Consider the following 19,273-nt stretch of genomic DNA (forward strand, 5'->3'; position numbering starts at 1 on the left):
GTGATCAATCGTCGCCGATAGGTCCCGTCTCTGGTTATGCCCTGGAGCAATAACTGATATCATCCCTTTTGCATGGAGGGGCGGGGAAACTGTTTTCTCCTTGACAACTGTCAACCATATCAGGGTCACCCATTTAAAGGGCACCGTCTTTCTCCTTGTATTTATCACGGCATCACACCGCTAGAGATGTGCGCAACGATAAAAACTTGATACTATCGGGTCTTATATTAACACTTTGTATTTGTTAATATAAATAATCCAAATTTCGACCCCCCCAACCTATCCCCGTTACTCATTCAGTATTTCGCGATGTCGTGCGGGGCAATATTGAATTATCGTATCTGATAGCATATATAATTTGATATAATATTTCTACGCAATCTGAAATCTGTTATTTTTCTCAATAAGTTCAATACTGGCCCGTTTAGATATCTGGTTTGCCTTCCTTCACAAAAAAAAGGAGAACGAAGATGAGCGAAGAAAGCAAGTGCCCGGTAACGGGCAAATCCGGTAGAACCACTTCCGGCAGAGGCACATCGAACCGCGACTGGTGGCCGAACCAGTTGAAGCTCGATATCCTGCACCAGCATTCCTCCAAGTCCAACCCGATGGGCCCCCGTTTCAACTACGCCAAGGAATTCAAGAAGCTTGATCTGGCCGCCTTGAAGAAGGACCTGTCCGCGCTGATGACCAATTCGCAGGACTGGTGGCCCGCCGATTACGGTCACTACGGGGGGCTCTTCATCCGCATGGCCTGGCACAGCGCCGGCACCTACCGCACCGGTGACGGACGCGGCGGCGGAGGCACCGGCAACCAGCGATTTGCGCCGGTCAACAGTTGGCCCGACAATGGCAACCTGGACAAGGCGCGCCGCCTGCTCTGGCCGATCAAAAGGAAATACGGCAAAAAGATCTCATGGGCCGACCTGATTATTCTAACCGGCAACGTGGCGCTGGAGTCCATGGGCTTCAAGACCTTCGGTTTCGGCGGCGGCCGCGTGGACATCTGGCAGCCCGAGGAAGACATCTACTGGGGTTCCGAGGACAAGTGGATGGGCGACAAGCGCTACAGCGGCGACCGCAAGCTTGAGAACCCGCTGGCTGCCGTGCAAATGGGCCTGATCTATGTGAACCCCGAAGGCCCCAACGGCAACCCCGACCCCGTGGCTTCGGGCCGCGATGTGCGTGAGACCTTTGGCCGCATGGGCATGAACGACGAGGAAACCGTGGCCCTCACCGCCGGCGGCCACACCTTCGGCAAGGCGCACGGCGCGGGCGACCCAAAACTGGTGGGCCCCGAGCCTGAGGCCGCCCCTCTGGAAGAAATGGGCCTGGGCTGGATCAACCGGTTCGGCACCGGCAAGGGCGTGCACACCACCACCAGCGGCATCGAGGGCGCATGGAAACCCAACCCCACGAAATGGGATAACGGGTACTTCGACATGCTCTTCGGCTACGAGTGGGAGCTGTCCAAGAGTCCGGCCGGCGCTCATCAATGGCATGCCAAGGACGTGAAGCCGGAAGACATGATCCCCGACGCCCATGACCCATCGAAGAAGCACCGGCCCATGATGACCACGGCCGATTTGTCGCTGCGCTTCGACCCGATCTACGAGCCCATATCGCGCCGGTTTCACAAAGATCCGCGGGCCCTTGCCGACGCGTTCGCCCGCGCCTGGTTCAAGCTGACCCACCGCGACATGGGTCCCAAGGCCCGCTACCTCGGCCCTGAGGTCCCGGCCGAAAACCTGATCTGGCAAGACCCGCTCCCTGCTGCCAAATATAAACTGATCAATAAAAAGGACATTGCCTCCCTCAAGAAGAAGGTCCTGGCCTCGGGCCTGTCAATGGCGGAGCTGGTCTCCACTGCCTGGGCCTCGGCCTCCACCTTCCGCGGATCGGACAAGCGCGGCGGAGCCAACGGCGCCCGCATCCGTCTGGCGCCGCAGAAGGACTGGGAAGTGAACCAGCCCGAGCAGCTGGCCAGGGTGCTTAAGACCCTGGAGGGCGTCCAGCGCTCGTTCAACCGTGCGCAGTCCGGCGGAAAGAAGATCTCCCTTGCCGACCTCATCGTGCTGGCCGGCTGCGCAGCGGTTGAAGCGGCGGCCAAGGCTGCCGGTCACGCGGTGGAGGTGCCCTTCAAGCCGGGTCGCACTGACGCCTCGCAAGACCAGACCGATGTGAAATCGTTCGCCGTGCTGAAGCCGCAGGCCGACGGTTTCCGCAATTACCAGGAGAAGGCATTCACCGTGTCGGCCGAGGAAATGCTGGTGGACAAGGCACACCTCCTGACCCTGGGCGCGCCCGAGATGACCGTGCTTGTCGGCGGCCTGCGCGTGCTGGGCGCCAACGCGGGCCAATCGCAGCATGGCGTGTTCACGAAACGGCCCGGGACGCTGACCAACGACTTCTTCGTCAACGTGCTCGACATGGACACCCTGTGGAAGCCCGCGTCCGATGCCAGGGACACGTTCGAAGGGCGCGACCGCAAGACAGGCGCACTCAAGTGGACCGCTACCCGTGTTGACCTGGTTTTTGGCTCCAACTCGCAGCTGCGCGCCCTGGCCGAGGTCTATGCGCAGGACGATGCAAGTGCGAAGTTCGTGCGTGACTTCGTCGCGGCCTGGAGCAAGGTCATGAACCTGGACCGCTTCGACCTTATCTGATCGTGGCATAAAGGTCTGTATGGTGGGGGCGGAAAAAACAGTAAGCCAACCTCCGGTCTGGCGGACGGCATACCGCCACCGCTGAACCGTAACGTTCAGAAGCATTTTCCCAAGTTCAGTCAACACCACTACAAGATTGTAGGTGTAGTTGAGATAGACATGGCAACGAGGGGGACGTTGGTTCTTACGGTGCATAACTTTATCGTAAACAGTATGGATCTGACCCTATTCGGTATTAGCATAAGGAGTTTGCATGGCAGTCCGGAGTTTTTCGAAATATGTCCGCAAGGCCGAAAAAAAACTGGCTCAGTTGGAGAAAAAGCAGGGCCTTCGGCCCGTGATCATCGAAGGCGGCGTCATTGCGCGCACCTGGTGGGGCACGGCGTGGAACAAGAACCTTGAATCCTACGCTGAGTACACCAACCGGATTGGAGGGGGCAGAAGCGATGTCCGGAGCGGAGCGGTCCTGGACCTCCAGGTCGGCGCGGGCGAGGTCAAGGCTTTGGTGCAGGGCTCACGGGCGAAGCCCTATGCGATCACGATCACGATAAAGAAGCTGAATAAAAATACGTGGAACCTGGTCGCCTCCGCGTGCAAAGGCAAACTGGAGTCCCTCGAAGAATTGTTGGCCGGGAAATTCCCCACGGTACTCGAAGAAACGTTCATGCAGCGAAAGACGGGATTGTTCCCATCACCCAGGGAGATCGAGTTTGCCTGTACCTGTCCGGACTGGGCGAGCATGTGCAGGCACATTGCAGCGACGCTCTATGGCATCGGCGCCAGGCTCGACGAAGATCCGATGCTCTTTTTTACCCTTCGAGGTGTGGATGCTGGAGACTTGATCAGTCACGCCGCAGGCGTGATATCGAGCAAGGCGGAGGACCTTCTCCAAAAGGATTCGAAAAGGAGTACCCGGAAAATTGAAGGCACCGATCTGTCCGCTGCTTTTGGTGTCGCTCGTGCGGAAAATGCCGGTCCGTCATCATCTGATGACGCTGCGGCGGCAAAAATACCTGACGAAGAGAGTGCCCGCATGGCTGATGTGCGGAAGATCCTCAAAAAACAGCTGAAGATGGATGCTAAATTAGCGAAAAAGGAAAAGCTTTCAAAAAAGTCCAATGCGAAGAAAAAGGTTGTCAAACAAAACGCGAACGGAATAGTGGAAAAGGTTGTGAACAAACAGTTCAGGTTCGGAATTAAGAAGTAGTTGGCGCTTTAGAACATCACAGGGTGAGGTCTTATATTTTAGCAGGCTGTTGAAAAAAGATTTTTGTTCCCATTTCCGTCATTCCCGCGCAGGCGGGAATCCAGGCTTATCAGGTTGTTACTGGATCCCCGTTTTCACGGGGATGACGAATTAGACTGCAAGAGAGACCTTTTTCAACAAGCCGTTAGTGCTCTTCCTGGATTTCCAGTCCTCCATTTTTAACGGTTCCACGTGTGCCAGGTTTCGCCTTTATTCATTTCAGGAGTTTTTCACTGTCTTCAACCGAAGGCCGAAGATCCTCTATAACCGTGATAGATTTGCCTCCACGGCCCTTCCGGTCAAACCGTACAACAATTCTGCTTTTCCCTGATGCGGCAGGAGTCGTCGAATTGGGAACCTCTGGGGGTTTTTAATCCCGGTCTTCGCTCTTTTTTAGCGCTTTTATCAGGAAGATGCCTTACAATAAGAGCACTACACTTTAAAAAGGAGGCAGGGTATTACTATGCAAAATTTCTTACGGACAAGGGTTGCCATAGATTCTTTAATTGATGGGACGAAATTGTCGATTCAAAATAAATCTCTGTCTGAATCCATGGAGCAGATAGAACAGGCGCGTGAGTTGATCCAGAAGCTGAAACAGATGTCAACGAGCGATCAAGCTGCTATTGTTGCCAGACGAGAATCGACTATCGAAGATTTAGCAATTATTATCGCCGGTAAGTTAAAAAAAGGACCAAGTAAGAAGGGACGCACGAAGGGGACGTTGGTACTGTCGTTGGGAACCTCTTAGAGAACAACGTAGGGGACGCTGGTTCTTACGGTGCATACCTTTATAGGGCGGTAGGATCAGCTCATTCATCCAAGTTGTGACCATTCCTCTTGCACTCAGTCTGCTGTGCTCCGCGATTTCAACTTGACGGTAACAAAAAATGGCGCATTATTAATGCTCGGAACTAAAACCAATATCCCTTCAGTATGGGGGTCGTATGTGCTTAAAAGCGCAGCCAGGCCGGCTTTAGCGTCACTGCCGTCAATTATTTCAAGAACATCGTTTTTAGTTGTGTAATCACCCTCAGCGGGAATGTTGCCATTTATTACAGAATCGGCATAAACAAGAAGCGCACCTTTCCCTTCTGATAAATAGCATTCTCTGTAGACCAGGGAAATTTCGAGCATAAATGGGTCAATTACTGATAAAGCCTTATCTCTTTCTTCTATTGGTGTCATCATTTTTACATCCCATCTCTCGTTGAATCAAACATATCTCACCTCCAATAAATTCAAGATGGGACGAGTATATCACCAAATCGAGCAGTCTGGTCACTTAATAAGCATCAGGGTGTCTAAACCGAGATAAGGGTACTTGTACCTCCGACTTGTCCCGGCCCGCGCTTATGGTTTACCTGAATCTCTGAATCCTGTATAATCACTCAACTATGAAAATCCATTAGCATCACGTCGGGAACTGAGAGAGTACGATGAATAAGCCACCCACACTCATTTTTACACAAGAAAGTCCGTTCTTCGAAATGGTCATGGCATTCCTCGCGGCAACCATGGGAATGGGGCCCGTTTTCGAAAAGGAAAACCCGCTTTCTCCTGGTCCCGACAAGATCGCCTGGTATCGCGGCAAGGTCAGGCCCGACCTGGCCATAGATTTGGGGCAGGTTCACGCACTGTGCGAGTCCGGAGACCTTACGGCAGATGCAGTGATGAAGTCGCTTTGCTGCATGCTTCTCAACACTGCCTACTCTGTAGCCGAAGCTCATAACGATCAATCTCCCGCGTTTGAGGTCTTTCGTCACCTTCGCAATGCAGCGTCTCACGGCAATAACTTCTTCTTCAAGAAAGACGAACCCAGGCTCCCGGCTTCATGGGGCGCGTTTGTAATCAACGACAAACTCAAAGGAAGGTTCAATCCGCTATTTGGCGTCGAGTGCATCGGAGACACATTTTCACCCGCAGATGCCCTGGCCTTGTTGCAGAACATCGAGCGCCGTTTCCCAAAGATGAGGCAGATTGGGCGGGATCAATAGCTTTCAGGGCGATAGCAGGGCAATAGGGTCACCCATTTAAAGGGCACCGTCAAGCGAAAAAAGCTATCAAGTGACGAGAAACGGGGGCGTATGTATCTCCCCCATGGCACATGTGCTTCTTGTCACCTTTCTTGCGTGCCCAAGAAAGGTGACCCAAAGAAGGGCACCCGGCGAAAATTCTTTACGCCATGCTCGGTCGTCCTCGGTACATTTCGGAAACTCGCCCTTCGGGCTCAGACAGTCCGAAATGCTTCACCCTCGGACTCGGTCGCCTGGCTAAATTTTCGCATGGGAACCATGCAAGAAACGTTGATTTACATCATTACCCAAACCCCGCGAACATGGTGGACGTTAATACGTGGCGAACGTTAAGCCTGATCATGACTTATTGATTTATTTTATTCATTGTTCTGCAATCTGTTGCTCTTGACGGCCACTGGTGAAAGGTATATACTATTGGTGATACTTGTAAAGGAGGTGCTCCATGTCCAAAACTCTTTCGCTGAAACTTAAGGATGATATATTTTCAGAAACCGAGGAAGTCATTGCATCGGTCCATAAACCGAGAAATTCCTACATTAACGATGCCTTGAGCTTTTACAACAGGTTTATGAAAAGAACGCTTTTGCGGAAGCAGTTGCAGAAGGAATCTGGCCTGGTTTCGGCGTCGTCGCTTGAGGCGCTGCGGGAACTGGAACTGATCGAAGACAAACTGACGAAATGACGCCGCGCAAATTCAACGTCTATACCGCCGACCTCAATCCTCGATTCGGAACCGAGCCGGGCAAAGTTCGCCCGGTGGTTGTTGTACAAACGAATCTTCTGAATGAAGATCATCCCAGCACGATTGTCTGCCCGATCACCACGAAGATACACCCCGAGGCGGCGATCCTGCGCATACATCTCAAAAAGGGCGAGGCCGGACTGGACAAAGATTCAGATATTATCGTTGATCAGATGAGATCGATCGATAATAAAAGGTTTCGCGATCACCTTGGCGAGATATCGGACAAGAATAAAAAGCATCTCCTCGCCAGCTTGAGAATTCTTATTCTTGAATAAGACACCCGTAAGCGACCGTTTTTTACGAAACCCCATCGCTCTTTCACCCTGTTCACCCCTGAAATACCACAGAAAAAAAAGTTGCACAGAGTTTTAAGATATTGTATAGTCACTCACTATGCCAATGACCATTACGGAAAAAATTCTGGCCGCGCACTGCGGCAAAAAAGAGGTCAAACCAGGCGAACTGATCAACGCTAAGCTCGATCTCGTGCTGGCGAACGATATCACCGCCCCCATCTCGATCAAGGAGTTTCGCGCCGCAGGAGCGAAAAAAGTGTTCGATCCCGCGCGCATTGCGCTCATACCGGACCACTTTGCGCCGAACAAGGACATTGCCTCGGCCGAGCAGTGCAATATGCTTCGGCAGTTCTCGCGCGAGCACGACCTCTCGCTCTACTTCGAGGTTGGGCGCATGGGTATCGAGCATGCGCTTCTTCCGGAGCAGGGGATCGTGGTGCCCGGTGACGTAGTGATCGGCGCGGACAGCCATACCTGTACCTATGGCGGCCTGGGCGCGTTCTCGACGGGCGTGGGCAGCACCGACGTTGCAGCGGCCATGATCACGGGCGAGGCCTGGTTTAAGGTACCGGAGAGCATGAAGTTCGTCTACACGGGCAAACTCGGCAAGTGGGTCGGAGGAAAGGACATTATTCTTCGCACCATCGGCGACATCGGTGTGGATGGTGCTCTTTACCGCGCCATGGAGTTTACCGGCGAAGTGATCAAAAAACTCCCGATGTACGGTCGTTTGACGATCTGCAACATGGCCATTGAGGCTGGCGGTAAGAACGGGATCATCGAACCCGACGAGATCACCGAGAAGTATGTGGCGAAGCGTGCCCGGCGTAAGTATAAGTTCTACAAGAGCGACAAGAAGGCTGTCTATGTGGAAGTTCGCGAATACGATCTGACCGGCATGGAGCCGCAGATCGCCTGTCCGCATCTCCCGGAGAATGTGAAGCCCGTGAGCCAGCTTGCAGCAATCAACATCGACCAGTCCGTGGTCGGTTCCTGTACGAATGGAAGGATCGAGGACATGCGCGAAGCCGCAAAGGTCATCAAGGGGCACAAAGTGCACCCTTATGTCCGCATGATCGTGATCCCGGCCACTCAGGCGATATACAAGCAGTGCATTAAAGAAGGCCTCGTGGACATCTTCATCGACGCCGGTGCCGCCTTCAGCACGCCGACCTGCGGTCCATGCCTCGGCGGCCACATGGGCATACTCGCCTCGGGCGAACGGGCGATTGCCACGACAAACCGGAACTTTGTCGGAAGGATGGGGCACCCCAAGAGCGAGGTGTATCTTTCCAATCCCGCGATCGCGGCTGCATCGGCGGTGCTCGGAAGGATCGGCAGGCCGGAAGAGCTGAAGTAAAGGCTTTCACCACGGAGGCGCGGAGACACGGAGAACGGCGAAGCAGTTGTCTCGCAGAGGCGCAGAGGACGCTGAGGAAAACAAGAGCAGTAAACTCCACCGCGAATAGACTCAAAGCAACACGAATAAAAAGAAACTTCTTTGAATGATTTAGAGGCTTTTACTATCCGTGTTTATCGGTGTTCATCCGTGGTTAGAATGAGGTTCTCATGAAATTTAAAGGCAATGCATGGAAATTCGGCGCGAACGTCGATACGGACGCCATCGTCCCGGCCCGGTATCTCAATACCTCCGATCCCGGAGAACTGGCGAAGCACTGCATGGAAGACTCGACGAACCCCGACTTCATGAAGAAGATGAGGCGCGGCGACATCATCGTTGCGGAGAAGAACTTCGGGTGCGGGTCGTCCCGCGAGCATGCGCCGATCGCCATCAAGGAGGCCGGTGTGTCCTGCGTCGTGGCAAAGAGCTTCGCGCGGATCTTTTACCGGAACTGCTTCAATATGGGGCTGCCGATCTTCGAGAGCGTTGAGGCTGTTGAGGGCATCAAAGAGGGTGACCACATCGAGGTGGATGCGGATGCGGGCGTGGTCCGCAATCTTACTTCGAATAAAACCTTCACGGTCGCGCCGGTGCCGCCCTTTATGCAGGAACTCATCGCGGCCGGCGGGCTGATGGCATATACGAAGAAAAAGGCCGGGCTGTAGATGACAGCGTGTTTCAAAATAATGAAGGCGCTCCAGCCGCATTCGAGGCTCTCTTGTGAAACATGCGTGTATTTCAATAAGAACCTCGATTCATCATATTCCTCATCCTCATCGAACAGACTTTCACAGCTATCTTGCGGACTGGATTTTATTCCGGGTGACGACAAATGTGCCGAGATGCGGACGAATAACTGCAGTGCGAGGAAAAGATAATCTGACGTAATTAATGCAGTCATTGCGAGGAGCGTAGTGACGAAGCAATCTCCGGTTTAGAACGAGATTGCCGCGCTCCCTTTGGTCGCTCGCAACGACGGCTTTTGGGAAAGGGAATATACTCTGATGGCTAAGACCTATAAGATCGCATTGATCCCCGGTGATGGAACCGGACCCGAGGTCGTTAAAGAAGCAGTAAAAGTAGTCAATGCCGCTTCGGCAAAGGGCGGGTTCAAGCTGGAGTTCACCACGTTCGATTTCGGTGCTGCGCGATATTTAAAGACCGGGGAAACGCTTCCGGACAGCGCGATCGCCGAGTTCAAAAAGTTCGACTCAATGTTCCTCGGTGCCATCGGGCATCCTGATGTAAAACCCGGCATCCTCGAGGCGGGAATATTGCTCAAGATACGCTTTGCCCTGGACCAGTACATTAACCTCAGGCCGGTAAAACTCTATCCGAATGTGGAGACGCCGCTCAAGGACAAGGGTCCCGAAGACATCGATTTCATCGTTATCCGCGAGAACACGGGCGGGATCTATACAGGCCATGGCGGTGCAACGCGCGTGGGCACATCAGAGGAGATCGCCACACAGTTGATGGTGTACGACCGACGCACCGTGGACCGCTGTCTGAAGTATGCCTTTGAACTGAAGAGGAAACGGAACGCGCAGAACCCGAAGTATGCTGCAAAGCCGATCACACTAATTCACAAGCGGAACGTGCTTACCCACTGCGGCGACCTTTGGTACCGGGCTTTTGAGGAGATGGGCGCAAAGCAGTATCCGGAGCTCAAGCGCGACTATAACCACGTCGATGCGGCGAACATGTGGTTCGTGAAAAATCCGGAGTGGTTCGATGTGGCGGTCACGGAGAACCTGTTCGGCGACATCATCACCGACCTCGGCGCAATGATCCAGGGCGGGCTCGGCGTCGCGTCCGGCGGGAACATCAATCCCGAAGGCGTTTCCATGTTCGAGCCCATGGGCGGCAGTGCGCCGAAGTATGCCGGTCAGAACGCGATCAATCCCATGGCGGCCATCGGCGCAGCAATGATGATGCTCGATTCACTCGGAGAAGCAAAGTCATCACAGGCGATCGAATCGGCGATGATCGCGGTCATGAAAAAAATGAAGAGCCAGGCCGCAGGAAAGATGGGCTACTCAACCACGGAAGTGGGGGATATGGTGGCGGGGATGGTCTAAGGCAGTTTTGAGTTCGGAGTGCGGAGTTCGGAGTAAAATATCATAACTACGCAGGAGTAAAACAATGATGAGAGTCGGATTTATCGGTTGGCGCGGGATGGTTGGCTCGGTGCTCATGGGCCGCATGAACGAGGAAAAGGATTTTGACCTCGTCGACCCGGTGTTCTTCACGACCTCGAACGTTGGCGGCAAGGGGCCGAAAATCCCCCAGGGGGACTTCCTTCGGGGCGTCGGCAACAAGGACGTTCCGGCGCTCAAGGATGCGAAGAGCATCGATGATCTAAAGGCGATGGATGTCATCGTTTCGTGCCAGGGCGGAGACTACACCAATGAGATATATCCGAAACTGCGGGGCGGAGGCTGGAAGGGTTACTGGATCGACGCGGCATCCGCGCTTCGAATGGAAAAGGACGCCATCATCATTCTCGACCCGGTCAACCTGAACGTTATCAAGAACGGCATGGCCAAGGGGATCAAGAACTACATCGGCGGAAACTGCACGGTGTCGCTCATGCTCATGGCATTGGGCGGGTTGTATGAGCGTGGACTGGTCGAATGGATGAGCGCCATGACCTACCAGGCCGCCTCGGGCGCCGGCGCGAACAACATGCGCGAGTTGCTGAAGCAGATGGGTTCCATCCACGGCACGGTGAAGGCATTGCTGGACGATCCGTCCGGCGCTATCCTCGAGATCGATCGCACGGTGTCCGACCACATTCGTTCCAATGCGTATCCGAAGGAGTTCTTTGGCGTGCCGCTTGCCGGCTCGGTTATCCCCTGGATCGACAAGCAGCTTGACAATGGACAGAGCAAGGAAGAGTGGAAGGGCCAGGCCGAGACGAACAAGATCCTGGGCCGCGAAGGCAACCCGATCCCCATCGACGGCACCTGCGTGCGCGTGGGCGCGATGCGCTGCCACAGCCAGGCGTTGACGATTAAAATGACCAGGGATGTCCCTCTTGCCGAGATCACGGACATGATCGCCAAACACAACAAATGGGTCAAAGTGGTACCCAATAATCGTGAGATAACCATCCGCGAGCTGACCCCGGCGGCGATTACCGGCACGCTCACCGTGCCGATCGGACGATTACGCAAGATGAATATGGGCCCGACGTTCCTGAACGCCTTCACCTGCGGAGATCAGCTTCTTTGGGGCGCGGCGGAACCGCTTCGGCGCATGCTTCGGATCGTGGTGGAAAAATAGTAGAAAACAACGCTGACCACGGAGGCACAGAGACACGGAGAAATTAATGAATGTGACACGGATTTTCACTGATTAAAGCTCCTGATTTTCAAAGTATAAAAAAATTCTCAGTACAAATCATACATAAATCAGTGTTGAAAGATAGTTCTCAGTGCCTCCGTGTCTCCGTGGTAATTATTATAGGTGGAAATGCTCAAGAAAAAAGCTAAATATGTAGTTGCCGTTGCCGGCGCGACCGGCGCCGTTGGCCGGGAAATGATCGAGATCCTTGAGGAACGCAAGTTCCCTGTTGCCGAGCTCATTCCTCTCGCCTCGGAGCGTTCCGAGGGCGAGAGGGTCGAGTTTAACGGCAAGAGGCTGGTAGTCCAGAAATTGACCAGGGATGCGTTCAAAGGTGTGGACATCGCGCTCTTTTCGGCAGGTGCCGAGCGCAGCCTCGAGTTCGCTCCAACAGCGGTAAAGTACGGCGCCGTGGTGATCGACAACTCGAGCGCGTTCCGCATGGACCCGAAGGTCCCTCTCGTGGTACCGGAGGTGAACGCCCATGCCATTGCCGGGCATAGCGGCATCATCGCGAACCCGAACTGCTCCACGATCGGCATGGTCGTGGTTTTGAAGCCGATCCATGACGCCGTGAAGATCAAGCGTGTCGTGGTCACGACATTTCAGTCTGTTTCGGGAACGGGCAAGGATGCTATTGACGAGCTGGCGAGCCAGACCGTGGCGCTCCTGAACTTCAGAGATATCGAGAAGAAGGTCTATCCACACCAGATCGCGTTCAATTGTTTCCCGCATATCGATGCTTTCCTCGACAACGGTTACACCAGGGAAGAAATGAAGATGGTGAACGAAACGAGGAAGATCATGGAAGACGATTCACTTCGGGTGACCGCTACAACGGTCCGGGTACCGGTCTTCCGCTGCCACTCCGAGTCCGTGAACATCGAGACGGAAAAGAACATTTCGGCCAATGAAGTAAGGGCCATCCTTTCAGGCGCCCCGGGTATTATCGTGTACGATGACCCGAAGAAAAACCTCTATCCGCTGGCGATCGATGTGGCAGGCAAGGACGAGATCTACGTGGGCAGGATCAGGGAAGATGAGTCCATCCAGAACGGCATCAATATGTGGATTGTGTCCGACAACCTGCGCAAGGGCGCGGCGCTGAACGCGGTGCAGATCGCGGAGCACATAATACAGTAATGCTGAGAAGAGAGAAAACAGGCTGCAACCGCAGCCGGGATTTCGACTGTTCTCTGTCCTCTGTTTCCTGAATTATCTATGTATAAACTAATTTCAAAGGTAATCGACAAGCTTGAAAAGGGCCTCAGCCCTCGGGAAAAGGTCGTTATTGTTTCCCTTATGCTCATCATCTCGGTTCTGGGTATCGTGCTTGCGGTCCGGTACTACAACTTTATCCAGAAAGACCCCGATTTCTGCAGCAGCTGCCATCTCATGGAAGAGGCGTACACATCCTGGAAGCTCTCGGGTCATCGGAACATCGTGTGTCAGGGATGCCACCAGCTCGGCATGATGGAGCAGAACGCGTTGCTGATCAAATTCGTTTTTACGACAGGCCGGAAAACGAATGAACCGCATGGCAACGAGACGCCGTGGAAGACGTGCACGAAGTGTCACTGGGACAATGCTGCCCAGGGATCGCTGACCGTGAACAAATCAACGGGACACGCACGGCACGTCTTTATGGAGAAGCTTGTTTGTAAGGAATGTCACAGCCGGAAGGTGCATTCCTTCAGGCCCGATACGGAGGCCTGTCTTCGCTGTCACAAGGATTGGAATATTCACGGGGTGGGAATGGAGGAGATTTCCTGCCTCAGGTGCCATGCCTTCTCGCCTAAGAAAAAGGAAGTCTTCAACCCTAACCGGGACTGGTGTTTGACCTGTCACCGGAAATCGTCAAAGACGACCTTCCCGGACCAGGTCCCGATGGCCCGGCTGAAGTGCTACGAGTGCCACAAGCCGCATGCCCGCATTAAGCCGAACGACGACGATTGTCTGCGCTGCCATACCCCTGAGGTCCTGACACTCAAACGAATCCATCAATCAGGCAAGAGCTGCATGAAATGTCATAAGCCGCATAAATGGAGTGTACGGTAGGAATTTCCGCGAATTGATTATCTATCGGGTTTTTCGAGGTTTTTTCAGGCTGCCTTTTACGAGCAAATCGTTGGGCTCAACGTTGTAAATAGTGCACAGGGTCATGAGCTTCATCAGGCTCGGGTTGTTCTCTTTGCCGGATTCCAGGCGGGAGAGATAACCCTGGGTGATCCCGCCCCGATGGTCCGGCGCGAGTTCCGAAATACGCGCTACCTGGCTCATCGATAGTTTGTTCTTCTTCCTCAGTTTTTTGAGTTTATCCGCGAGAGTCATCATAATGCAAGATATATAACTCGCTTTCAGTCTTATGTCAATAAAAAGTTGAAAAAAAATTTCGTTTTATTTTGAAACAATGGTTCCGGGGGACGGATGAAGGACATGCTAACAGTTGCCGGCGACGCGGCGCTCAAGGCCGGCGGCATCTTAAAAGACAATATACAGGGAATGCGCGAGATCACCTTAAAGGGCGATATCAACCTGGTAACCGAGATGGATATGAGATCTGAACGGGCGGTGGTCGAGACGCTGCTCGCATCCTTCCCCGGTCACGGTATCATCGCAGAAGAAGAGACCAGGATTCTGAGTAATTCCGGTTTTACCTGGATCATCGACCCTCTTGACGGCACCACGAACTATGCGCACGGCTATCCCTGCTTTTCCGTTTCGATCGCGCTCGAACACGCGGGTGAGATCGTCCTCGGCGTCGTCTATGATCCCATGCGGGACGAACTGTTCACGGCACAAAAGGGAAAGGGTTCATTTTTAAACGGGCAGCCGATCAAGGTCTCCGGCATCGATACGCTCATAAGAAGTCTTCTTGCCACGGGCTTCCCCTACGACCGCAAGGTGAGTGAAAAGAACAACATGGATAACTTCCACGATCTCCTCATGGCCTCACAGGAGGTGCGCCGCGATGGCTCTGCTGCCCTTGATCTCTGCTCCGTGGCGGCCGGAAGGTTTGACGGGTTCTGGGAGCTCAAGCTCAAACCCTGGGACGTCGCGGCAGGGAGCCTCATTGTGCGCGAGGCGGGAGGCAGGGTATCGGATCTCTCGGGAACGAAATTCAGCGTCTATGATGACGAGGTCCTTGCGAGTAACGGCAAGATACACGGGCACCTGATCGAGATACTGCGAAAGGCGGGAAGCAGGAAGGGGCGATAGACGTGTTATCATTCTTGACTAAGTTCACCGAACGCCTGAACGATGATTCATAGATGCTTCTTCGTGCCGGACTTGAAGATGCGCGATGACAGCGCGCCTGTCTGCTGGAGCGCAAATTTGATCGATGTCAAAAGCACTCCGAGACCGTACAGAACAGACCTCGAAAAATTAATCGAAGACGCATCATCAAAGTATCTTGTGGGACAGCTTATCTCTCCGATCTCATAGCCGAAAAAAACCGCCTGAGCGATCATCTCGTTATCGAAGATGAAATCATCGGAGTTTTCTTCGAGGGGAAGGGACTCGAGGACCGTGCGATGGAAAGCACGAAATCCCGTATGGTATTCGGACAATTTGACGCCGAGCATGATGTTCTCAAAAAGAGTAAGAAACCTGTTGGAGATGTATTTGTAGAGCGGCATGCCGCCTTTCCGGGCTTTTCCCCCGAGTATTCGCGAGGCGAGGACGACGTCATAATGACCGGAGGTGATCATGGAAGCCATTGCGGTCACCAGACGGGGTGAATACTGGTAATCGGGATGGACCATCACGACGATGTCCGCGCCCAGCCGCAGTGCCTCCTTATAGCAGGTTTTCTGGTTTGCCCCATACCCTTTGTTTTCCGAATGAATGATGGTCGTAATGCCTAATTCCCGCGCTACAAGGGCTGTTCTGTCATTTGAAGCATCATCGACCAGGATCACGTTATCAACATACTCATGAGGCAATTCCGAATAGGTCTGACGAAGGGTCTTTTCGGCATTATAGGCAGGCATAACGACTATCAGTTTTTTCCCGTGAATCATCGCTTCTCCTGAATGAACAAGTAATTGGATCCTTTTGTGCACTTTATCACGATATTTCCTGCAGTGTCAAGCCGACAAAAAACAGATTGACGCATCCCGTTAAGATCATTATAGTTATGCGGTTGCATAACATTTAATTCTGCATGGTGTATAATAAATGCTCATTATTCCATGTTCATTGTCTTGGATGATATCTTCAGGAGGTTAGTTGAGTTAGATTCTTCAGTGACCGGCATTGAACCCTGTTCAGACTGTGTGTTGCGACGAAGTCGGGTCCCGTGGTTCCAGCACATTTACTGAGATGATTCTTATGAACAACAAAACATTATCCGCTGTCTCAATCATACGGTGCGCTGATTACAACCGAGAAGGGACGTTCTCCGCGATACAGCAAGCCGTTGACCTGCTGGGGGGGATGCGCTCGTTCGTGAAACCCGGCGAGCGGGTGCTCATCAAGCCGAACCTGCTGAAGGCGAGGCCGCCGGAAGCGGCCGTGACCACCCATCCCGAGGTCGTGCGGGCCGTAATCAGACTTGTGCGTGAAGCGGGTGGCGAACCCATGGTCGGCGACAGTCCTGGAATCGGTGACCTCCGGAAAGTCTGCGAGAAGGCCGGCATCCTTGACGTGGTTCAGGAGGAAGGCGCTGCGCTGGTGGAACTGGACGATCCGGTGGTGGTAAAAAATTTGGGAAGGTTCCAGCGCTTCGAGATCGCCCGGGCGGCATACGAGGCCGATGCGATCATCAATCTGCCGAAGCTCAAGACCCATGGCATGACAACGTTGACCGGAGCGGTCAAGAACCTTTTCGGGTGCGTGCCCGGCAAACGCAAGGTCCAGTGGCACTTCAATACCGGTGTGAACCACGAGCTGTTTGCGATTATGCTGAACGAACTCTGCGCCCTGCTCAAGCCGCGGCTCACGATCATGGACGCGGTCATCGGCATGGAGGGGAACGGCCCCGGCAGCGGGGACCCGCGCCGGATCGGCGTGGTGATCGCGGGTCAGGATCCGGTTGCGGTGGACGTGGTTTCCAGCAGAGTGCTGGGTGTGGCGCCTGAAAGGCTTCCTCTCATCAGAGCGGCCGCGGCATCAGGTCTTGGAGAGACGCGGCCTGATCGCATCAGTATTCTGGGCGAATCGTTGTCAGACGTGAAGATCAGGCATTTTCGTCTCCCGCCGCAGGCGCACCTTGAATGGAAGCTTCCGGAATGGGCGCGCCGCTCGCTGAAGAACGCCTTTACCTCAAAGCCGGTGATCGACAACCGCTTATGCATCCAGTGCGGCATCTGCCAACACCACTGCCCCCAGAAAGCGATCGAATGCGGGCAGGCAAAGCTTGAGATACGCTACCGGGATTGCATTCGCTGCTTCTGCTGTCAGGAGTTCTGCCCCCAGGGCGCGATCACGGTGGGCAGGGGATGGGCGCTTAAAATAGTGAAGTAGTCATTTAAATCTAAAGCACAACAAGATAGTATCTCGCAAAGGCGCAGAGTTTGCAGAGAAGAGCTCAAAAAATGTTCCGGGCTAAAAACATTACTTGATGCACTCGTAAAAAGTCTTGTCTCACACAAAGCCACGAAGCCACAGAGGGGGAACATCAATATAATTAACGGCATTTCTTGGTGATCTTTGTGCCTCCGTGTGAACAATTGACTTCTTACGAGATCATCATACTTACATGCCTTGATTTTACCCTGCGTCCGGAGCCTGCCCCATCACTCTTCCCGTTCTACCTCATCAACAATCTCCGGCATCGCTCCCTCCGCTTCGATCTCCGCCAGTTCTTCGTCATCGATTTCAAAGAAGCGGTCTTCCCGGGCCTGCCCTGGTTCTTCTCCGCGTCCCCTGAGTTCCCGGTGGATGAACGGTTTGATGGTCACGGGAACAGACGGGTCGGCATAGAGCTCCCGCAGGTCCATGATCTTCATTTCCGAAAGAAACCCTACCGAGCATGAGAGGGGAGTATGCGCATTGCGGGTCAGGGAGAACCGTATCAGTGAGCGGCTTGACCAGTTCGGGTGTCCCGCGATCATCAGGATCGTCTCTGCGCGCGTGTCTTTGCGACTGATGACTTGAAAGAGATGCCCCTCGGTGATATGGGGATTGTTGAGACAGAGCTTCACGACCTCCGCGTCGGCGTCGAGAAGCAATTTAAGCAGGACGCCGCCCGCGGACTTCTTGGCGAGAGTCTTTTTGTTCCCGAGCGGCATGGAGAGGATACGCTCGGTGATGATCATCTCGACCTTGTGCCTGAAGACAAGGGGAATAAAATGGCTGCGCGTTATCTCCTCAAGGTCAAAGATCCGGAGGTAACGGGCTATGGAGAGCGAGACCGAGAGCGGTGACCGGGGATTCCTGGCAAGGGATAGTCTTACCGGATAACTCTCGGTCCAGCGTTTGTCCTTAAAGATCGTTTTGAGGATGTCTGAAGGCAGGTTCTTTCTTTTCACGAGGATAAGGACGTCTTCCTCGGACAGGCGCCTGTTTTCGAGCAAAGCCCGGATGACCCTGGGCGAAGGATCATGGAGATACCTGGCGATATCTTCTTCACCCGCGGCCGTTGCGCGCTCTTTTCTTATCTCCTCGGCTTCGGTCATGCACCCATTATAACGGGTTTCAACCCTATTGACAAATGGCGCGATTTTATGTATTTTTATAACGCAACCAGCATGTTTTTGTATTTTCGGTTCATCCGGGACATCGATTTCAAGAAGTGCCGGCATTCACCGAGGGTAGCAATGGAACGGACGCTGCTTCTGAACGCAACATTTGAGCCGTTAAAGATCATTTCCTGGCAGAGGGCGATCACCCTGCTCACTCAGGGCAAGGTGGAGGTGATTGACTCCTATGACCGGGATATCCGGGGTGTTTCCCTCACCTTCAGGCTTCCCTCGATCCTCCGTTTGCTCAAGCTCGTCAAGATCAGGCGAGCGAGCCGCGAAGTGCGATTTTCCCGGGCCAACATTTACCAACGCGATAAATACTTCTGTCAGTACTGCGGAGCAAAATATCCGGCGGAAGACCTTACCTTTGACCATGTCATCCCGCAGGTGCAGGGTGGAGCGGCCACGTGGGAGAACATCGTGACCGCCTGCCTATCCTGCAACAACAGAAAGGGAGGCAGGACACCGCGCGAGGCCGGCATGAGGCTGATCAAACCGCCCGTAAAGCCCAAGTGGATGCCGGTGGTCACGCTCACGCTCGGGATCAAGAACGCGCCGCTCAGCTGGCGCGATTATCTCTACTGGAATGTTGAACTGACCAGGGATGGTTGACGCAGTGCGCATGACCGGATGCCGCGCTCCCCATCCTCCGCGCTTGTTATTCGTATCCCGCTTATGGTGCTCCGTCCGCTTTCGCAGCAGACTCCTTAAATGATAGGGTCTTGTCCTTACCGAGTGGGTAAAAATGAGCTTGAAAGCTCACAGAACCCGCTCTACGTAAGGGTTTTTAGCTTGTAATGGATGAGGAAAATATGATATGAATTGAGCATGCAGAAAAACAA

The 19,273-nt window shown here is 53.7% G+C and carries 19 protein-coding genes; 15 read left to right on the forward strand and 4 right to left on the reverse strand.

Annotated features, from left to right (window positions below):
- The first annotated feature begins 470 nt into the window (after positions 1-470).
- The 3 genes from katG (at position 471) to M0R70_16045 (ending at position 4,663) form a co-directional block, all read left to right on the forward strand.
- A complete protein-coding gene (gene katG / locus M0R70_16035) occupies positions 471-2,666 on the forward strand; it encodes a catalase/peroxidase HPI (GenBank protein MCK9420867.1) in 2,196 nt (731 codons plus the stop codon).
- 253 nt (positions 2,667-2,919) lie between these two features.
- On the forward strand, positions 2,920-3,873 hold the full coding sequence (locus M0R70_16040) for a hypothetical protein (GenBank protein MCK9420868.1): 954 nt from the start codon (positions 2,920-2,922) through the stop codon (positions 3,871-3,873).
- 502 nt (positions 3,874-4,375) lie between these two features.
- Positions 4,376-4,663, forward strand: coding sequence for a hypothetical protein (locus tag M0R70_16045; GenBank protein MCK9420869.1), 288 nt, complete (start codon positions 4,376-4,378; stop codon positions 4,661-4,663).
- A gap of 95 nt (positions 4,664-4,758) precedes the next feature.
- On the opposite strand, the gene M0R70_16050 is transcribed toward M0R70_16045, so the two are convergent.
- Positions 4,759-5,103: a hypothetical protein gene (locus M0R70_16050; GenBank protein ID MCK9420870.1), complete on the reverse strand. Its 345-nt coding sequence runs from the start codon at positions 5,101-5,103 to the stop codon at positions 4,759-4,761.
- A 248-nt stretch (positions 5,104-5,351) separates the two neighbouring features.
- Between M0R70_16050 and M0R70_16055 the strand changes: the two genes are divergently transcribed.
- From M0R70_16055 to M0R70_16095, 9 genes are all read left to right on the forward strand, one after another.
- Positions 5,352-5,909 (forward strand): hypothetical protein, encoded by a 558-nt coding sequence (locus M0R70_16055; protein ID MCK9420871.1) that lies wholly within the window; start codon positions 5,352-5,354, stop codon positions 5,907-5,909.
- 484 nt (positions 5,910-6,393) lie between these two features.
- On the forward strand, positions 6,394-6,633 hold the full coding sequence (locus M0R70_16060; protein MCK9420872.1) for a hypothetical protein: 240 nt from the start codon (positions 6,394-6,396) through the stop codon (positions 6,631-6,633).
- On the forward strand, positions 6,630-6,971 hold the full coding sequence (locus tag M0R70_16065) for a type II toxin-antitoxin system PemK/MazF family toxin (GenBank protein ID MCK9420873.1): 342 nt from the start codon (positions 6,630-6,632) through the stop codon (positions 6,969-6,971). Before M0R70_16060 ends, M0R70_16065 begins: the two co-directional genes overlap by 4 nt.
- A gap of 118 nt (positions 6,972-7,089) precedes the next feature.
- A complete protein-coding gene (leuC, locus tag M0R70_16070; protein MCK9420874.1) occupies positions 7,090-8,352 on the forward strand; it encodes a 3-isopropylmalate dehydratase large subunit in 1,263 nt (420 codons plus the stop codon).
- A gap of 209 nt (positions 8,353-8,561) precedes the next feature.
- Entirely contained in the window at positions 8,562-9,059 is a 498-nt protein-coding gene (gene leuD / locus M0R70_16075; GenBank protein ID MCK9420875.1) for a 3-isopropylmalate dehydratase small subunit, read from the forward strand.
- A gap of 339 nt (positions 9,060-9,398) precedes the next feature.
- Positions 9,399-10,475: a 3-isopropylmalate dehydrogenase gene (locus M0R70_16080; protein ID MCK9420876.1), complete on the forward strand. Its 1,077-nt coding sequence runs from the start codon at positions 9,399-9,401 to the stop codon at positions 10,473-10,475.
- Between the two features lie 64 nt (positions 10,476-10,539).
- Complete coding sequence (gene asd / locus M0R70_16085; protein ID MCK9420877.1) at positions 10,540-11,682, forward strand: aspartate-semialdehyde dehydrogenase; 1,143 nt, start codon at positions 10,540-10,542, stop codon at positions 11,680-11,682.
- Between the two features lie 189 nt (positions 11,683-11,871).
- Positions 11,872-12,885, forward strand: coding sequence for an aspartate-semialdehyde dehydrogenase (locus tag M0R70_16090; protein ID MCK9420878.1), 1,014 nt, complete (start codon positions 11,872-11,874; stop codon positions 12,883-12,885).
- A 78-nt stretch (positions 12,886-12,963) separates the two neighbouring features.
- Positions 12,964-13,800: a NapC/NirT family cytochrome c gene (locus tag M0R70_16095; GenBank protein MCK9420879.1), complete on the forward strand. Its 837-nt coding sequence runs from the start codon at positions 12,964-12,966 to the stop codon at positions 13,798-13,800.
- A 21-nt stretch (positions 13,801-13,821) separates the two neighbouring features.
- On the opposite strand, the gene M0R70_16100 is transcribed toward M0R70_16095, so the two are convergent.
- A complete protein-coding gene (locus tag M0R70_16100; protein MCK9420880.1) occupies positions 13,822-14,076 on the reverse strand; it encodes a helix-turn-helix transcriptional regulator in 255 nt (84 codons plus the stop codon).
- Between the two features lie 93 nt (positions 14,077-14,169).
- On the opposite strand from M0R70_16100, the gene M0R70_16105 reads away from it, so the two are divergent.
- On the forward strand, positions 14,170-14,961 hold the full coding sequence (locus tag M0R70_16105) for an inositol monophosphatase (GenBank protein ID MCK9420881.1): 792 nt from the start codon (positions 14,170-14,172) through the stop codon (positions 14,959-14,961).
- Positions 14,962-15,008: 47 nt separating this feature from the next.
- Here M0R70_16105 and M0R70_16110 read toward each other — a convergent pair whose 3' ends face one another.
- The gene (locus M0R70_16110) at positions 15,009-15,767 is read right to left on the reverse strand and encodes a glycosyltransferase family 2 protein (protein ID MCK9420882.1); all 759 of its coding nucleotides are present in this window, start codon (positions 15,765-15,767) and stop codon (positions 15,009-15,011) included.
- Between the two features lie 310 nt (positions 15,768-16,077).
- Between M0R70_16110 and M0R70_16115 the strand changes: the two genes are divergently transcribed.
- Positions 16,078-17,211 (forward strand): DUF362 domain-containing protein, encoded by a 1,134-nt coding sequence (locus M0R70_16115; protein ID MCK9420883.1) that lies wholly within the window; start codon positions 16,078-16,080, stop codon positions 17,209-17,211.
- A gap of 272 nt (positions 17,212-17,483) precedes the next feature.
- Here M0R70_16115 and M0R70_16120 read toward each other — a convergent pair whose 3' ends face one another.
- Positions 17,484-18,365, reverse strand: coding sequence for a hypothetical protein (locus M0R70_16120; protein ID MCK9420884.1), 882 nt, complete (start codon positions 18,363-18,365; stop codon positions 17,484-17,486).
- Positions 18,366-18,506: 141 nt separating this feature from the next.
- On the opposite strand from M0R70_16120, the gene M0R70_16125 reads away from it, so the two are divergent.
- Positions 18,507-19,043, forward strand: a complete 537-nt coding sequence (locus M0R70_16125) for an HNH endonuclease (protein ID MCK9420885.1) — start codon at positions 18,507-18,509, stop codon at positions 19,041-19,043.
- Positions 19,044-19,273 lie beyond the last annotated feature (230 nt).

Source organism: Nitrospirota bacterium, from assembly GCA_023229435.1.
In the GTDB taxonomy this organism is placed as follows: domain Bacteria; phylum Nitrospirota; class UBA9217; order UBA9217; family UBA9217; genus JALNZF01.

Excerpts from the sequence above, each read along its gene's own strand:
- M0R70_16045 (MCK9420869.1), top strand. The coding sequence starts at position 4,376 with ATGCAAAATTTCTTACGGACAAGGGTTGCCATAGATTCTTTAATTGAT.
- M0R70_16105 (MCK9420881.1), top strand. The coding sequence starts at position 14,170 with ATGAAGGACATGCTAACAGTTGCCGGCGACGCGGCGCTCAAGGCCGGC.
- asd (MCK9420877.1), top strand. The coding sequence starts at position 10,540 with ATGATGAGAGTCGGATTTATCGGTTGGCGCGGGATGGTTGGCTCGGTG.
- M0R70_16055 (MCK9420871.1), top strand. The coding sequence starts at position 5,352 with ATGAATAAGCCACCCACACTCATTTTTACACAAGAAAGTCCGTTCTTC.
- M0R70_16060 (MCK9420872.1), top strand. The coding sequence starts at position 6,394 with ATGTCCAAAACTCTTTCGCTGAAACTTAAGGATGATATATTTTCAGAA.
- M0R70_16120 (MCK9420884.1), bottom strand. The coding sequence starts at position 18,365 with ATGACCGAAGCCGAGGAGATAAGAAAAGAGCGCGCAACGGCCGCGGGT.
- M0R70_16050 (MCK9420870.1), bottom strand. The coding sequence starts at position 5,103 with ATGATGACACCAATAGAAGAAAGAGATAAGGCTTTATCAGTAATTGAC.
- M0R70_16065 (MCK9420873.1), top strand. The coding sequence starts at position 6,630 with ATGACGCCGCGCAAATTCAACGTCTATACCGCCGACCTCAATCCTCGA.
- M0R70_16095 (MCK9420879.1), top strand. The coding sequence starts at position 12,964 with ATGTATAAACTAATTTCAAAGGTAATCGACAAGCTTGAAAAGGGCCTC.
- M0R70_16090 (MCK9420878.1), top strand. The coding sequence starts at position 11,872 with ATGCTCAAGAAAAAAGCTAAATATGTAGTTGCCGTTGCCGGCGCGACC.
- M0R70_16115 (MCK9420883.1), top strand. The coding sequence starts at position 16,078 with ATGAACAACAAAACATTATCCGCTGTCTCAATCATACGGTGCGCTGAT.
- M0R70_16125 (MCK9420885.1), top strand. The coding sequence starts at position 18,507 with ATGGAACGGACGCTGCTTCTGAACGCAACATTTGAGCCGTTAAAGATC.
- M0R70_16110 (MCK9420882.1), bottom strand. The coding sequence starts at position 15,767 with ATGATTCACGGGAAAAAACTGATAGTCGTTATGCCTGCCTATAATGCC.
- leuC (MCK9420874.1), top strand. The coding sequence starts at position 7,090 with ATGCCAATGACCATTACGGAAAAAATTCTGGCCGCGCACTGCGGCAAA.
- leuD (MCK9420875.1), top strand. The coding sequence starts at position 8,562 with ATGAAATTTAAAGGCAATGCATGGAAATTCGGCGCGAACGTCGATACG.
- M0R70_16100 (MCK9420880.1), bottom strand. The coding sequence starts at position 14,076 with ATGATGACTCTCGCGGATAAACTCAAAAAACTGAGGAAGAAGAACAAA.
- katG (MCK9420867.1), top strand. The coding sequence starts at position 471 with ATGAGCGAAGAAAGCAAGTGCCCGGTAACGGGCAAATCCGGTAGAACC.
- M0R70_16040 (MCK9420868.1), top strand. The coding sequence starts at position 2,920 with ATGGCAGTCCGGAGTTTTTCGAAATATGTCCGCAAGGCCGAAAAAAAA.
- M0R70_16080 (MCK9420876.1), top strand. The coding sequence starts at position 9,399 with ATGGCTAAGACCTATAAGATCGCATTGATCCCCGGTGATGGAACCGGA.